The 15,595-nt window shown below is 58.0% G+C and carries 10 protein-coding genes; all 10 read left to right on the top strand.

Features of this window, described 5'->3' with window-relative positions:
• Positions 1-93: 93 nt before the first annotated feature.
• The 10 genes from FOV68_RS20095 to bamB all read left to right on the top strand — a co-directional run bounded on the left by FOV68_RS20095 (position 94) and on the right by bamB (position 15,505).
• Positions 94-4,989, top strand: a complete 4,896-nt coding sequence (locus FOV68_RS20095) for an alpha-2-macroglobulin (protein WP_143991409.1) — start codon at positions 94-96, stop codon at positions 4,987-4,989.
• Positions 4,990-7,329, top strand: coding sequence for a peptidoglycan glycosyltransferase PbpC (gene pbpC / locus FOV68_RS20090; protein WP_143991408.1), 2,340 nt, complete (start codon positions 4,990-4,992; stop codon positions 7,327-7,329).
• Positions 7,330-7,504: 175 nt separating this feature from the next.
• On the top strand, positions 7,505-7,936 hold the full coding sequence (ndk, locus tag FOV68_RS20085) for a nucleoside-diphosphate kinase (RefSeq protein WP_003848684.1): 432 nt from the start codon (positions 7,505-7,507) through the stop codon (positions 7,934-7,936).
• A gap of 187 nt (positions 7,937-8,123) precedes the next feature.
• Positions 8,124-9,293: a bifunctional tRNA (adenosine(37)-C2)-methyltransferase TrmG/ribosomal RNA large subunit methyltransferase RlmN gene (locus FOV68_RS20080; protein WP_010257560.1), complete on the top strand. Its 1,170-nt coding sequence runs from the start codon at positions 8,124-8,126 to the stop codon at positions 9,291-9,293.
• An 80-nt stretch (positions 9,294-9,373) separates the two neighbouring features.
• Entirely contained in the window at positions 9,374-10,108 is a 735-nt protein-coding gene (gene pilW, locus FOV68_RS20075) for a type IV pilus biogenesis/stability protein PilW (protein WP_143991407.1), read from the top strand.
• Entirely contained in the window at positions 10,098-11,108 is a 1,011-nt protein-coding gene (gene rodZ / locus FOV68_RS20070) for a cytoskeleton protein RodZ (protein WP_064703319.1), read from the top strand. Before pilW ends, rodZ begins: the two co-directional genes overlap by 11 nt.
• A gap of 37 nt (positions 11,109-11,145) precedes the next feature.
• Positions 11,146-12,267, top strand: coding sequence for a flavodoxin-dependent (E)-4-hydroxy-3-methylbut-2-enyl-diphosphate synthase (gene ispG, locus FOV68_RS20065; protein WP_003848692.1), 1,122 nt, complete (start codon positions 11,146-11,148; stop codon positions 12,265-12,267).
• 105 nt (positions 12,268-12,372) lie between these two features.
• Positions 12,373-13,647 carry a histidine--tRNA ligase gene (gene hisS / locus FOV68_RS20060; protein WP_143991406.1) on the top strand — a complete coding sequence of 425 codons (1,275 nt, stop codon included), beginning with the start codon at positions 12,373-12,375 and terminating at the stop codon, positions 13,645-13,647.
• A gap of 39 nt (positions 13,648-13,686) precedes the next feature.
• On the top strand, positions 13,687-14,304 hold the full coding sequence (locus FOV68_RS20055; protein ID WP_039390780.1) for a YfgM family protein: 618 nt from the start codon (positions 13,687-13,689) through the stop codon (positions 14,302-14,304).
• Positions 14,305-14,323: 19 nt separating this feature from the next.
• Complete coding sequence (gene bamB / locus FOV68_RS20050; RefSeq protein WP_031594239.1) at positions 14,324-15,505, top strand: outer membrane protein assembly factor BamB; 1,182 nt, start codon at positions 14,324-14,326, stop codon at positions 15,503-15,505.
• Positions 15,506-15,595 lie beyond the last annotated feature (90 nt).

Raw genomic sequence — 15,595 nt, 5'->3', positions numbered from 1 at the left:
TCTCAAGAGAAGCGTTGATTAAATGCGAGCATTGATATGAAATTGCGCGGCGTAATCAAACGACACTCCCTGCGTCCCGGTGAAGGAACTACCATGAAGAAACGCAATACCCGGCTGCTGCTCAGCATGCTGATCGGTGGCTCGCTGCTGTCAGCGACCCTGTTACCTGTTTTGCCTCTCCGGGCGGCAGAAGCACCCGCAACCGTCCAGATCAGCAAACCGCTGACGATTATCGATCTCTCGGAACTGCAGATCGATAATGCCGCTGCGCTGGTCTTAACCTTCAGTCAGCCGCTGGATGATAAACAGGATATCGCGCAAAAAGTCAGGCTGACCGACGATAAACAGGGCCGGGTGGATGGCGGCTGGGAGCTTTCTGCTAACCGCAAAACGTTGCGCTTCCGCCATCCCGAGCCGTCGCGTCACTTCACCGTCACGGTGGATGCGGGACTGCGCGCGGCCAGCGGTGAGACGCTTGCCGCCGATTACAGTCAGAAAATCACCACCCGTGATATCCAGCCGATGGTGGGCTTTGCCAGTCGCGGTTCACTGCTGCCGCTGCGTATCACTCAGGGACTGCCGGTGCTGGCGCTGAATGTTGACCAGGTCGATGTCGATTTCTTCCGGATAAAGAATGCCGGCCTGGCGGAATTTCTCTCGCAGTGGAATTACGGCAACAACCTCTCGAGCTGGCAGTCGCAGGAGCTGCTGAAAAGCAGCCAGCTGGTCTATAGCGGACGCTTTGAGCTCAACCCGGCGCGTAACACACGTGAAAAACTGCAACTGCCGATGCGTGACATTACCGCACTTCAGCAGCCGGGCGTCTATCTGGCGGTGATGAAGCAGGCCGGTACTTATCGCTATAGCCAGCCCGCCACGCTTTTCACCCTGAGCGATATTGGTCTGTCACTGCATCGCTTCCCGACCCGGTTCGAACTGTTCGCCCAGAGTCTGGCAGACGGTCAGCCGCTTTCCGGGATCAGCGTCAGGTTGCTGGATGAGAAGGGGCAGGTGCTGCAAAGCGGAACCAGTGACAGCACCGGTCATCTGAGCCTCAAGGCGGATGAAAAAGGCAAGCTCCTGCTGGCAATTCAGGGAGAACAGACCTCAATGATCGACCTGGCGCGTCCGGCGCTGGATCTCGCTGAGTTCCCGGTCGCCGGGCCGCAGGGCTATGACAAACAGCTGTTTGTTTTTGGTCCGCGCGATATCTATCGTCCTGGCGAAACGGTCATCGTGAATGCGCTGCTTCGCGATGCCGACGGACACCCCTTGCCTGCGCAGCCGATCAAAGCAGAGCTGGTGCAGCCCGATGGCCAGGTGATGCGGACTTTTGTCTGGCAGCCTGAAGCAGGATTCTACCAGCAGCGACTGGCGCTGCCCGCGTCGGCCATGACCGGCGACTGGATGTTGCGACTCAATACCGGCGATAACCTCAAGCGCGAGTGGAAGTTTCACGTCGAAGATTTTCTGCCGGAGCGTATGGCGTTAACCCTGAAAAACGACCCTCAGCCGCAGGCCGCTGATGCCAGTGTTGAGTTCGGTATTGAGGGGCGCTATCTCTATGGCGCCCCGGCAGCAGGTAACACGCTACAGGGTCAACTCTATCTGCGACCGGCACGCGAGGCGGTGACTGCACTGCCAGGCTACCAGTTTGGTGACATCACCGAAGAGGGGTTAAAGCGCACGCTGGATGAGGTGGATCTCAAGCTCGACGCCAGCGGTAAAGCACAACTCACGGTAGAAAATCAGTGGGATCAGCTCCACTCTCCGCTCAATCTGATCCTGCAGGCCAGCCTGCTGGAGACCGGCGGACGTCCGGTCACCCGTCGAGCCACCCAGGCCATCTGGCCCGCTGAAGCGCTGCCAGGTATCCGGCCGCTGTTTGGTAACAAGGCGGTTTATGACTTCCGCAGTGACAGCTATCACGATGAGCCGACCGTGCCGGAACAGAGCCTGGCCGAATTCGACATTGTCTATGCCAACAGTCAGGGCAAAAAACTGGCGGCAGAGAAGCTGGATGTTCGCCTGATCCGTGAACGCCATGATTACTACTGGAGCTTCTCTGACAGCGAAGGCTGGCAGTCGCAGTATAGCGACAAGGATCTGCAGGAAGATGAACGCGCCATCTCTGTCCCGGCTGATGGCAGCACCAAAGTCAGCTTCCCGGTCGAGTGGGGCCACTACCGGCTCGAAGTGCAGGCGGGCGAGAAGATCGTCAGCAGCGTGCGGTTCCAGGCGGGTTATGACTGGCAGGATAACACCAACGGCACGGGTGCATTGCGCCCGGATCAGGTCAGACTGAAGCTGGACAAAGCCGCTTACCAGCCGGGCGATACCGTGCATCTGCAGGTTGAGTCACCGGCGGCCGGTAAAGGTTACCTGATGGTGGAGTCGAGCAGCGGCACGCTCTGGTGGCAGCCACTGACCGTACCAAAGGGCGGCACAACGGTGGATGTCCCTGTTGCTGAGAGCTGGCAGCGTCACGATCTCTACTTCAGCGCCATCGTGGTGCGTGACGGCGATAAGGTCAGTGGCGCAACGCCAAAACGCGCGGTGGGGCTGTTGCATCTGCCGATGGCGACGGAGGCGCGCCGCTTAAATCTGACGCTGGATGCGCCCGATAAAATCCGTCCTGAGCAACGCCTGACGGTAAAAGTTCACGCCAGTCGTGACGGCGGCCCGCTGCCTGAAAAAGTGAATGTACTGCTGTCAGCCGTGGACAGCGGCGTTCTGAGCGTCACGGATTTTAAAACCCCCGATCCGTGGCAGGCTTTCTTTGGCCGTAAACGCTACAACGTCGATCAGTACGACGTCTTTGGCCAGCTGATCGAAGGCGGTGGCCGGCTCGCGGCGCTGCGTTTTGGTGGTGATGGCGAGGATGAATCGATGACGCGCGGCGGCAAAAAGCCAGTGACGCACGTCAATATCGTGGCGCAGCAGTTACAGGCGGTGACACTGGATAAAGAGGGCAACGGGTCGATTACGCTGCCGATCCCGGCCTTTAACGGTGAGCTGCGGCTGATGACCCAGGCCTGGAGCGATGACAGCTTCGGCGCGGCAGAGCGCAAACTGGTGGTTGCGGCGCCGCTGATCAGCGAACTGGCCACCCCGCGCTTCCTTGCCAGCGGCGATACAGCCTCACTGGCGCTGGATCTCACTAACCTGACCGATCTGCCGCAAACCCTGAACGTGGATCTGAGCAGCAGTGGCTTAGTGGATCTGGCCGGGGCTGCCAGCCAGAGCGTGACGCTGGCCAAAGGCGCACGTACCACACTTCAGATTCCGGTCATGGCAAAAGCCGGCTTTGGTGATGGCGAGGTCGCCGTACAGATTTCCGGTCTGAACCTGCCGGGCGAGCAGGTGAAGCCCAGCAAACAGCAGTGGAAAATCGGCGTCAGGCCACCTTATCCGGCCCGGACGCTGAATTTCAATGCCGTCATCAATCCCGATCAGCCCTGGCAGGTCGCGGCAGCCGCGTTTACCGGGCTGGATGCTCAGACCCTGAGTGGACAGCTGACGCTGAGCAATCGTCCGCCGCTCAATATCGCCAGCTATATCAGTGCGCTTTATGCCTATCCCTACGGCTGTCTGGAGCAGACCACCAGCGGCCTCTGGCCGTCGCTCTACACCAGCCATGCTGAGCTGACCGCGATGGGGATAAAAACCAGCAGTGATGAGGCACGCCGGGCCGCCGTCGACACCGGCATTGCCCGTCTGGCGGGTATGCAGCGGGCCAACGGTGGCTTCGGGCTGTGGGACAAACAGAGTGAGGAGGAGTTCTGGCTGACGCCTTACGTGACCGATTTCCTGCTTCGCGCCAGCGAGGCGGGCTATGCGCTGCCGGATAATGTAGTTGACCGCGCTAACGCACGGCTGCTGCGCTATCTGCAGGATCCCGCGCAGATCAGCGGCGGCGGCAGTGATAACAACGCCGCGCTGCAGTTCAGCGTGCAGGCTTACGCCGGACTGGTGCTGGCGCGTCAGCAGCGTGCGCCGCTGGGTGCGCTGCGCGCCTTGTATGAAAAGCGTGAGAAGGCCCGCTCCGGCCTGGCGCTGATGCAGCTTGGCGTGGCGCTGAAGCTGATGGGTGACGGGCAGCGCGCATCGCTTGCGATCATGCAGGGTGCCAGTCTGACGCGTTCAGATAAAGAGTGGTATGGCGACTATGGCAGCACGGTGCGCGATCAGGGGATGATGATAGCCCTGTTAGCAGAGAATAAGCTGCAGCCTGATTTGCAGAATAGTCTGCTGCTGTCGCTGTCAAAAGAGGTCAACGGCAAGCGCTGGTTCTCGACTCAGGAGAATAACGCGCTCTATTTAGCGGCGCATACGCTGCAGCGTGCGCAGGGCGGAAGCTGGCAGGCGCAGCTGTCGGGCAATGCACAGCCTCTGCAGGGCGATGCGCCACTGAATAAAGGGCTGGGGGCTGAACGACTGTTGCAGGGCTTAGCCGTCAGTAATCCGGGCAGTGCGCCGCTGTATGGTCGTCTGGATGTCACCGGTTATCCGCTGGCCGCGCCACAGCCGGAGAGCAATGTGCTCGGGATAAAACGTGAATACTTTACGCTGGATGGCAAAGCCGCCGATCTCAGCAATCTGCGCAGCGGTGAGTTGCTGGTGGTGCGTCTGACCGTTTCGTCGAAGCGCAGCATCACCGATGCGCTGGTGGTGGATCTGCTGCCTGCCGGTCTGGAGCTGGAAAACCAGAACCTGGCAGACAGCAGCGCCAGCCTCGGCGACAGTGCGGATGCGCTGAAGGAGAGCATGGGTGACATGCAGCAGGCTGACATCAGACACATTGAGTTCCGTGACGATCGCTTTGTGGCGGCACTGGCGGTGGATACTTATCGTCCCGCGACGCTGGTCTACCTGGCGCGGGCGGTCACACCGGGTCGCTATCTGATGCCACCACCGCAGGTCGAGTCGATGTATGTGCCGGAGTGGCGCGCCACCGGCAGCACGCCGTCGCAGCTGCATATTCAGTAAGTGACGCGACGCGTGGTAAACGTCAGCAGCATCAAAAAGTGGTGGCTCGCGCTGCCGCTTTTTTTTCTGGCGCTGTGGCTGGCGACATGGGGGCTGGATCGGCTTTTCCCGCTGCCGCTTAAACAGGTGCAGCCTGCGCGGGTGGTTGTTGCCAGCGACGGCACACCATTGTGGCGCTTTGCAGACAGCAAGGGGATCTGGCGCTATCCGGTCACGCCAGAGGAGGTGGCTCCGGCCTATCTGCAGGCGCTGCTGACCTATGAAGATCGCTGGTTCTGGTATCACCCCGGCATCAATCCCCTGGCTCTGCTGCGCGCCGCCTGGCAGGATCTGCGCCATCAGAGCGTCATTTCCGGAGGCAGCACGCTGACCATGCAGGTGGCACGCCTTATCGACCCGCAACCCCGGACGCTGCGCGGCAAGCTGATTCAGGCGTGGCGTGCGCTGCAGCTGGAGTGGCATCTTTCCAAACGTGACATCCTGACGCTCTACCTTAACCGTGCGCCCTTTGGCGGCACGCTGGAAGGGGTGGGCGCGGCAAGCTGGAGCTGGCTGGGAAAAGCCCCGTCGCAACTGACGCCGGGCGAGGCGGCGCTGCTGGCCGTTTTGCCGCAGGCACCCAGCCGTCTGCGGCCCGATCGCTGGCCGGAGCGGGCAGAAGCCGCACGCAACAAAGTGCTGGATCGGCTGGCGGAATACCGCATCTGGTCCGCTGAACAGGTGGCGGAAATCCGTCAGGAGCCGGTGTGGCTGCCGCCGCGCCAGATGCCACAGATGGCGCCGCTACTGGCCCGGCGGCTGCTGTCGATCAGCCACAGCGATAAGATTTTCTCTACGCTTGACCCCTCACTGCAGCGCGAACTGGAAAGCCTGGCGCTGAATGTTAAAAATCAGCTTCCTCCACGCACCTCGCTGGCGATGCTGGTGGTGGATCACACCACCATGGCTGTTCGCGGCTACGTCGGCTCGGCTGACTTTACCGATGACAGCCGTTTTGGCCATGTGGATATGATCGCCAGCGTGCGTTCGCCAGGCTCGGTGTTAAAACCCTTTATTTACGGGATGGCGCTGGATGAGGGGCTGATTCATGCTGAATCACTGCTGCAGGATGTGCCGCGTCGCTTTGGTGATTACCGGCCAGGCAACTTCGATACCGGATTTCACGGGCCGGTCAGCGCCAGTGACGCGCTGGTGCGGTCGCTGAATCTGCCTGCGGTGCAGCTTCTGGAGGCGCTGGGACCGAAAAACGTTGCAGCGCGCCTGCGCAATGTCGGTCTCAACTTACGTTTTCCCCCCGGCGCTGAACCTAATCTTTCCCTGATTCTCGGCGGCACCGGAGCGCGCATGGATGAGATCGTGGCAGCCTACAGCGCCTTTGCCCGCCACGGCAACGCCGGCCAGCTGCGCTGGATGCCCGATCAACCCTTACAGCAGCGGCCGCTGCTTTCGCCTGAGTCGGCGTGGATCATCCGGCGTATCCTGGCCGGGGAAGCGCAGCCCGCGGGCAATGGCAGCGTACCCGATGTGGTGCCACTGGCCTGGAAAACCGGCACCAGTTATGGCTACCGCGACGCCTGGTCGGTGGGGATCAATCCTCGTTATCTGATTGGCGTCTGGGTCGGAAGACCGGATGCCACGCCGGTTGCCGGGCAGTTTGGTTTTGCCTCTGCCGTGCCCGTCATGAATCAGATCAACAGCCTGCTGATGAGTCGCCTCGGCAGACGTGACGTTCCGGGCGATCCGCGCCCGGCCTCGGTGACGGTGGCGAGCATTTGCTGGCCTGGCGGTCAGCCGTTGCCCGCCGGAGACGAAAACTGTCGCCAGCGGCGGCAAAGCTGGGTCGCCGCCGACACGCTGCCGCCGACACTGCTGGCTCCCGGCCAGGAGAGCCTCAGCGGATTACGTCAGGGCTACTGGCAGAATGCGCAGGGACTGCGCGTCGCAGCTGATTGCCCCGGCGCCACCCGCCATGAACGGCTGGTCTGGCCGCTGCCGCTGGAAGCCTGGTTGCCGCCTCAGGAGCGGCGGGCGCAACGCCTGCCTCCTGTTGATGCCCGGTGTCCGCCATTACAGCAGGGCAGCAGCGCGCCGCTGATCGTTACCGGCGTGATTGAGGGGCAAATCGTCAGACCGCTGCCGGGCAGGAGCGCGCTGACGATCCCTGTCGCGGTGCAGGGAGGGCAGGGCGCGCAGCGCTGGTGGTTCCTGAATGGTGAGCCTCTGATGACGCAGAATGCCGCAGACAGCCTGCCGCTGCAGCTCGATCATCCGGGCGAGTATCAGCTGGTGGTGATGGATGAAGAGGGGCAACTTTTCTCGGTCACCTTCAGCCGGGGCTGACGCTTTTTTGCGCTAAATCATAACTATGGCGCGTCTGCTTCGACTCAGATCAAGATTTTTCATCAAATTAGGGATCTCTGATAGGCAACGCCGGACTCAGCCCCTATAATCGGCGCCGTTTCTTAACCGGGGCGGACGCCACCGGTTTCTTCAGAACGTCAAGACAGAGGTCATCATGGCAATCGAACGTACTTTTTCTATCATCAAGCCAAACGCCGTCGCTAAAAATGTGATTGGTGCTATCTACAACCGTTTTGAAAGCGCTGGCTTCAAAATCGTTGGCGCAAAAATGCTGCAGCTGAGCAAAGAGCAGGCTGAAGGTTTTTACGCTGAGCACCAGGGCAAGCCATTCTTCGATGGTCTGGTTGAATTCATGACCTCTGGCCCGGTTGTTGTTTCCGTGCTGGAAGGTGAAAATGCCGTTCAGCGTCACCGTGACCTGATGGGTGCCACTAACCCGGCAAACGCACTGGCTGGCACACTGCGTGCTGACTACGCTGACAGCTTCACCGAAAACGCCACGCACGGTTCAGATTCTGCTGAATCCGCTGCCCGCGAAATTGCTTATTTCTTTGGCGAAAACGAAATCTGCCCACGTACCCGTTAATCGCCTGGCGATAAACGTTACGTCGGCTTTACAAAAATCTGCGTAGGGGAGGTCACTCCCGCCTGTTATCAGGCTGCAGATGTTGTACAATATTGCGCCTTCATTGACTCAGCTTAATGAAGGCGCAATTTTTTTCACCTATCCCTGAACAGCGCCATAACGTGTAACAACGAGGCCAGAGAATATTATGTCCGAACAGATTGTGACGTCCGCGTCCGCATCCCCTATTGTCGTCTCCCCCAAAAGCCAGAAAATAAACCTGCTGGATCTCAACCGTCAGCAGATGCGCGAATTCTTCCTGTCGCTGGGCGAAAAGCCTTTCCGCGCCGATCAGGTCATGAAGTGGATTTATCACTACTGCTGCGATGACTTCGAGCAGATGACCGACATCAACAAAAAGCTGCGTAACCGACTGATGGAGCTGACGGAGATCCGCGCGCCAGAAGTGGCAGAAGAGATGCGCTCCACCGACGGCACCATCAAATGGGCCATTCGCGTGGGCGACCAGCTGGTGGAAACGGTCTATATCCCGGAAGGGGACCGCGCCACGCTCTGTGTCTCTTCACAGGTGGGTTGTGCGCTGGAGTGTAAATTCTGTTCGACCGCACAGCAGGGCTTTAACCGTAACCTGCGGGTGTCAGAAATTATTGGTCAGGTGTGGCGTGCGGCGAAAATTGTCGGCGCAGCGAAAATCACCGGCCAGCGTCCTATCACCAACGTGGTGATGATGGGCATGGGCGAGCCGCTGCTCAACCTCAATAACGTGGTTCCGGCGATGGAGATCATGCTGGATGACTTCGGTTTTGGTCTGTCGAAGCGTCGTGTGACCCTCTCCACCTCGGGTGTGGTGCCTGCGCTGGATAAACTGGGCGATATGATCGACGTCGCGCTGGCGATTTCCCTGCACGCGCCTAACGATAAGCTGCGTGATGATATTGTCCCGATCAATAAAAAGTACAATATCGAAACCTTCCTGGCGGCGGTGAAACGCTACATTGGCAAATCCAACGCCAATCAGGGACGCGTGACCATCGAGTACGTGTTGCTGGATCACGTCAATGACAGTACAGATGATGCGCATGAACTCGCCGCATTACTGAAAGAAACACCGTGTAAAATCAACCTGATCCCCTGGAACCCCTTCCCGGGCGCGCCTTATGGCCGTAGCTCCAACAGCCGCATCGATCGTTTTTCCAAAGTCCTGATGGACTATGGTTTTACTACCATCGTGCGTAAAACCCGTGGCGATGATATCGATGCCGCCTGTGGTCAGTTAGCCGGTGAGGTGATCGACCGTACCAAGCGTACGATGCGTAAAAAAATGGCGGGTGAGGCCATCTCTGTGAAGGCTCTCTAGAAGAGTGACTCAGAGCGTTTCCTGAAGTGATGACGCGTGGCAGGCTGCAGCCTGTCAACGTCAACCGGATGGAAACGATTATGCGTAACGGATTACCTGCAGTTTTACTGGCGCTGTTTGTTGTAAGCGGGTGTGTCAGCCAGCATCACGAACCCGGAGCAGAAGAGGTGCGTCTGCAGTTAGGGATGCACTATCTGGCGGGTGGCGACTATGCCGCGGCTGAGCGAAACTTTCTGCGGGCACAGGCCGCCGCGCCAGAGGATTACCGGGTCTCGCTTGCGCTGGCTCGACTGGCGCAGAAGCAGGGTAATCAGACAGCGGCGCAGGCACGGTTTATACTGGCACAGCAGCAGGCCCCGGATAATGGTTTTGTTGCTAACAATTACGGTGCGTTTCTCTGCGCTTTAAGGCAGTATGGCGAAGCGCATCAACAGTTTAGTCGGGCAAGCGCAGCACCGCAGTTTGATGCACGCAATGACGCGCTTGAACTGGCAGGGTTTTGTTATCTGCAGGCTGGCGATATTGCCGCTGCCCGCAGGACACTACGCCAGGCCATTGAGGCTGACAGACGCAAAGCTGATTCGCTGCTGTCGGAAGCTGAAAAGCAAATGGTAGATAACCATCTGGCGAAGGTGCAGATTTTGCTTGATGTTTACCAGCAACAGCTGCCCGCAACGGCACGAAGTCTGGCGTTACACTTACGTTTCGCCGCGCTACAGGGAGATGCCGCTGACGTTTCACGTTATGGCGACCAGTTAGCGCGACGTTTTCCGCAATCGATACAGTACCAGCGTTATTTAGCTAATGAATACTGAAGCCACTCAAGAAAACTCTGCATTACATTCAACAGGTGAACGCCTGCGTCTGGCCCGTGAGCAGATGGGGCTGACGCAGCAGAACGTCGCTGAACGCCTGTGCCTGAAACTTTCTACCGTGCGTGATATCGAGGAAGACAAATCGCCTGCCGATCTGGCCTCCACGTTCCTGCGCGGATACATTCGCTCCTACGCGCGTCTGGTGCACATTCCTGAAGAGGAACTGCTGCCGATGATGGCGAAACAGACACCGATTCGGGCTTCAAAGATCGAGCCGATGCAAAGTTTCTCACTGGGCAAACGCCGCAAGAAACGCGACGGCTGGTTGATGATTTTCACCTGGCTGGTGGTGTTTGTGGTGGTGGGTCTGACCGGTGCATGGTGGTGGCAGAATCATAAAGCGTCGCAGGATGATCTGGTGCCGATGACCGATCAGAGCAGCAGCGGTGATAGCGGCCAGTCGATTCCGCTGGGTGAATCCAGCGGTGACAGCGCGGCACCTGCCGCGCCTGACGAAAGCAATACCACCAGTGACAACAGCGCAGCCAGTGCGCCAGCGAGTGCGGCTCCGGCCGCCAGCGCCAGCAATAGCGCGACCACCGCACAGCCAGATACCACCAGCAATGCCGTGGTTTCGCCGAGCCAGGCGCCCGTAGACAACTCAGCGGCTGCACCTGCGGCCACGAATACCAATACCAGCACGGCACCTCAGATGCCAGTAGGTGCAGCGGCGGTCAGTGAACCGGCTGCTGATCCTAATGCGGTGGTGATGACCTTTAACGCCGACTGCTGGCTGGAAGTGAGCGATGCCACCGGCAAAAAACTGTTCAGCGGCATTCAGCGCAGTGGTGGTAAACTCAGCCTCGCAGGAACGCCTCCGTATCGTCTGAAAATTGGCGCGCCTTCCGCTGTTCAGGTGCAATATCAGAATCAGCCCGTTGATTTAAGTCGTTTTATCCGTAATAACCAGGTTGCTCGCCTGACGTTGGGTGCGCAATAACAGCGTATCGCGTACCGGGCAATTGTGGAGAAGAAATATGCATAACGAAGCACCCATTATCCGTCGTAAATCCAAACGCATTTACGTCGGCAAGGTGCCGGTCGGTGACGGCGCACCCATCGCTGTCCAGTCGATGACCAACACCCGCACCACTGACGTGGAGGCGACGGTAAATCAGATCAAAGCCCTTGAGCGAGTCGGTGTCGACATCGTTCGTATCTCGGTGCCTACCATGGATGCCGCAGAAGCATTCAGACTGATCAAACAGCAGGTAAACGTCCCGCTGGTTGCAGATATTCATTTTGACTACCGCATCGCCCTGAAAGTCGCCGAGTATGGCGTCGACTGCCTGCGCATCAATCCCGGTAATATCGGGAACAATGAGCGCATCCGCATGGTGGTCGACTGCGCGCGCGACAACAATATTCCGATTCGAATTGGCGTGAACGCCGGTTCGCTGGAAAAAGATCTGCAGGAAAAGTATGGCGAGCCGACGCCGCAGGCGCTGCTGGAATCTGCCATGCGCCATGTCGATCATCTCGACCGTCTTAACTTCGATCAATTCAAAGTCAGCGTCAAAGCCTCTGACGTCTTCCTCGCGGTTGAATCTTATCGTCTGCTGGCGAAACAGATTGAACAGCCACTGCATCTCGGTATCACCGAAGCGGGCGGCGCGCGGGCAGGCGCAGTGAAATCGGCGATTGGACTGGGTCTGCTGCTGTCAGAAGGGATCGGCGATACGCTGCGTATCTCGCTGGCCGCCGATCCGGTAGAAGAAGTCAAAGTCGGTTTCGATATCCTGAAGTCACTGCGCATCCGCTCTCGTGGCATCAACTTCATCGCCTGTCCGACCTGCTCACGTCAGGAGTTCGACGTTATCGGCACGGTCAACGCGCTGGAGCAGCGTCTGGAAGACCTGATCACCCCGATGGATGTCTCCATTATCGGCTGCGTGGTCAACGGACCTGGCGAGGCGACCCTCTCTACGCTGGGCGTGACCGGCGGCAGCAAGAAGAGTGGTTTCTACGAGGATGGTGTGCGTCAGCGCGATCGTCTCGACAACAATGACATGATCGATCAGCTGGAAGCGCGCATTCGTGCTAAAGCGTCGATGCTGGATGCCAGTCGCCGTATTGATGTGCAGCATCTGGAAAAATAATGGCGTACGCGGTCTGCGTGCGTGACTTTTTTGACTGAACCTGTGCGGTTTCATCCTCATAAGGTATGATGCCGGACAGGTTTTTTTGCATTAAGAGATTCTAACGTGGCGAAGAATATTCAGGCGATTCGCGGGATGAACGACTACCTGCCTGCGGATACCGCCCTCTGGCAACGGATTGAAGGCGTTCTCAAGCAGACGCTGGCGAGCTACGGTTACAGCGAAATTCGCTTACCGCTGGTGGAACAAACCCCACTGTTTAAACGCGCCATCGGTGAAGTCACCGACGTGGTTGAAAAAGAGATGTATACCTTCGAAGACCGCAACGGTGAAAGCCTGACGCTGCGTCCGGAAGGCACTGCAGGTTGCGTGCGAGCCGGTATTGAACACGGTTTACTCTACAACCAGGAGCAGCGCCTGTGGTATATGGGCCCGATGTTCCGCTATGAGCGTCCGCAGAAAGGCCGCTATCGTCAGTTCTACCAGATTGGCGTGGAAGTGTTTGGTCTGCAGGGACCGGACATCGATGCTGAACTGATCATGCTGAACGCCCGCTGGTGGAAAGCTCTGGGTATCTCTGAGCACGTTCGTCTGGAACTCAACTCTATCGGTTCGCTGGAAGCACGCGCGCATTATCGCGACGCGCTGGTCGCCTTCCTTGAACAGCATAAAGAGGTGCTGGATGAGGATTGCAAACGCCGCATGTACACCAATCCGATGCGCGTTCTCGACACTAAAAATCCCGATATTCAGCAGTTACTGAATGATGCGCCACAGCTTGGCGACTATCTTGATGACGAATCACGCGAACATTTCAGCGGCCTGTGTGCCCTTCTGGATGACGCCGGGATCAGCTACACCGTCAATCAGCGTCTGGTACGCGGGCTTGATTATTACAATCGCACCGTGATTGAGTGGGTCACCGATAGCCTGGGTTCACAGGGCACGGTATGTGGTGGTGGTCGCTATGATGGCCTGGTTGAGCAGCTCGGTGGCCGCGCAACACCTGCCGTTGGCTTTGCCATGGGCATGGAGCGTCTGGTGCTGCTGGTTCAGGCGGTTAATCCTGAATTTGAACCGACGAGCAATGTGGATGTCTATGTTATCGCTTCAGGTCAGGGCGTGCAGTCTGCAGCAATGCAGCTGGCTGAGAAATTGCGTGATGAGGCGCCAGAACTGAGGCTGATGACCAACTTTGGTGGCGGCAACTTCAAGAAACAATTTGCCCGTGCTGACAAGTGGGGCGCTCGCGTTGCACTGGTGTTAGGCGAGGATGAGGTCAAAGCCGGTCAGGTCGTCATTAAAGATCTGCGCCGTGGCGAGCAGCAAACGCTGGATCAGGCAGAGGCTGCTGCTGTCTTGCACTCGCTGTTACAGTAAGCGTGACACAGCACCAACCATAGAAAGGAGAGGGATTGCGTGGAAGTGTATAGCAATGAGAACGAGCAGACCGACGCGCTGCGCAACTTTTTTGCCAACAATGGCAAAGCGTTAGCTATTGGCGTGGTGATCGGCATTGCTGCGCTGGGCGGCTGGCGTTACTGGAGCAGTCATCAGGACGATACGGCGAAGACAGTATCAGCGCAGTATCAGCAGCTCACCAGCGCCATGCAGGCCGGCAAACCGGAGACGCTGGAAGCGGTAGACCGTTTTGCCAGTGAAAACAGCAACACCTACGGTGCGCTGGCTGCGATGGATCTGGCGAAGCAGTATGTTGACGCCGGTCAGCTTGATAAAGCCGCGACGCTGCTGCAAAACGGACTGAAAGATACCAAAGATGCCAATCTGCAGGCGGTGATTAACCTGCGCCTGGCACGCATTCAACTGCAACAGAATCAAGCGGATGCGGCGCTTAAAACCCTTGACGGTGTGAAGGGTGATGGCTGGACAGCCATTGTGGCCGATATTCGCGGCGAAGCGCTGCTGACCAAAGGTGACAAGCAGGGCGCGCGCGATGCCTGGAGTAAAGGGGTTGAATCTGACGCCTCTCCGGCATTGAAGCAAATGATGCAGATGAAGATGAATAACTTAAGCTAAGCCAGTCAAGAGAGAGCGCATGGAATTACGTAAATACCTGCTGCCGGGACTGATTTCAGTCACTTTGCTCAGCGGTTGTTCGCTGTTTAGCGGCGAAGAAGATGTAGTAAAAATGGCCCCGTTGCCGAAGGTGGAAAATCAGTTCACGCCACAGAAAGTGTGGAGCACCTCAGTAGGCGATGGTGTCGGTGATTTCTACTCAAATCTGCATCCTGCCTGGCAGGATAATACGGTTTATGCTGCCGACCGCTTTGGTATCGTCAAAGCGCTGGATGCCGCAGACGGTAAAGAAAAATGGAAAGTCGATCTCTCTGAGAAAACCGGCTTCTTCTCTAAAAACCGCTCAGCCATGTTATCAGGTGGCCTGACGGCTGATGGTGATCGTGTCTATGTTGGCAGCGAGCGCGGCCAGGTTTATGCCCTTAACAGCAGTGATGGCAGCCTGGCGTGGCAGACGAAAGTCGCCGGTGAAGCCCTGTCACGTCCGGTAGTCAGCGATGGTCTGGTGCTGGTTCATACCAGCAATGGCATGTTGCAGGGTCTGGATCAGAGCAGCGGTGCCGTGAAGTGGAGCGTCAACCTGGATATGCCAGCGTTGTCTCTGCGCGGTGAATCTGCTCCGGCTGTCGCTTTTGGTGGCGCGATTGTCGGGGGCGACAACGGTCGTGTCAGTGCCGTGGTGCTGAACCAGGGACAACTGATCTGGCAGCAGCGTATTTCCCAGGTCAGCGGTGCCACTGAGATCGATCGTCTTAACGATGTCGATACCACACCGGTTATCGTCAATGGCGTGGTTTACGCGCTGGCGTACAATGGCAATCTGACAGCACTGGATCTGCGTTCCGGCCAGATTTTGTGGAAACGCGAAATTGGCGGTGTGAAAGATCTGATTGTGGATGCCGGCCGCATCTATCTGGTCGATCAGGACGATCGTGTGATTGCGCTTAACGCTGACGGCGGTGTCGCCATCTGGCGTCAAAGCGATCTGCTGCATCGCAACCTGACTTCGCCGGTGCTCTACAACGGCTATCTGGTTGTCGGCGACAGCGAAGGTTATCTGCACTGGCTGAACACCACGGATGGTCGTTTTGTTGCGCAGCAGGAACTGGATAGCTCCGGCTTCCAGACCGAGCCGGTGGTCGCCAGCGATAAGCTGCTGATCCAGTCGAAAGATGGTGAGGTTTATGCGATTACCCGTTAACGGGTAAACGTCTGGCAGGTGAAATCCTCCGTTCCGACGGCTCCTGATTTAATCAGGGGCCGTTTCGTTTTTAGTCAGGCATGGTATTCT

This window comes from Pantoea sp. paga (assembly GCF_007558755.1).
Classification (GTDB): Bacteria; Pseudomonadota; Gammaproteobacteria; order Enterobacterales; family Enterobacteriaceae; genus Pantoea; species Pantoea agglomerans.
Note: the sequence above shows the minus strand (reverse complement) of the source record. Positions and strands in the feature narration are given on the sequence as shown.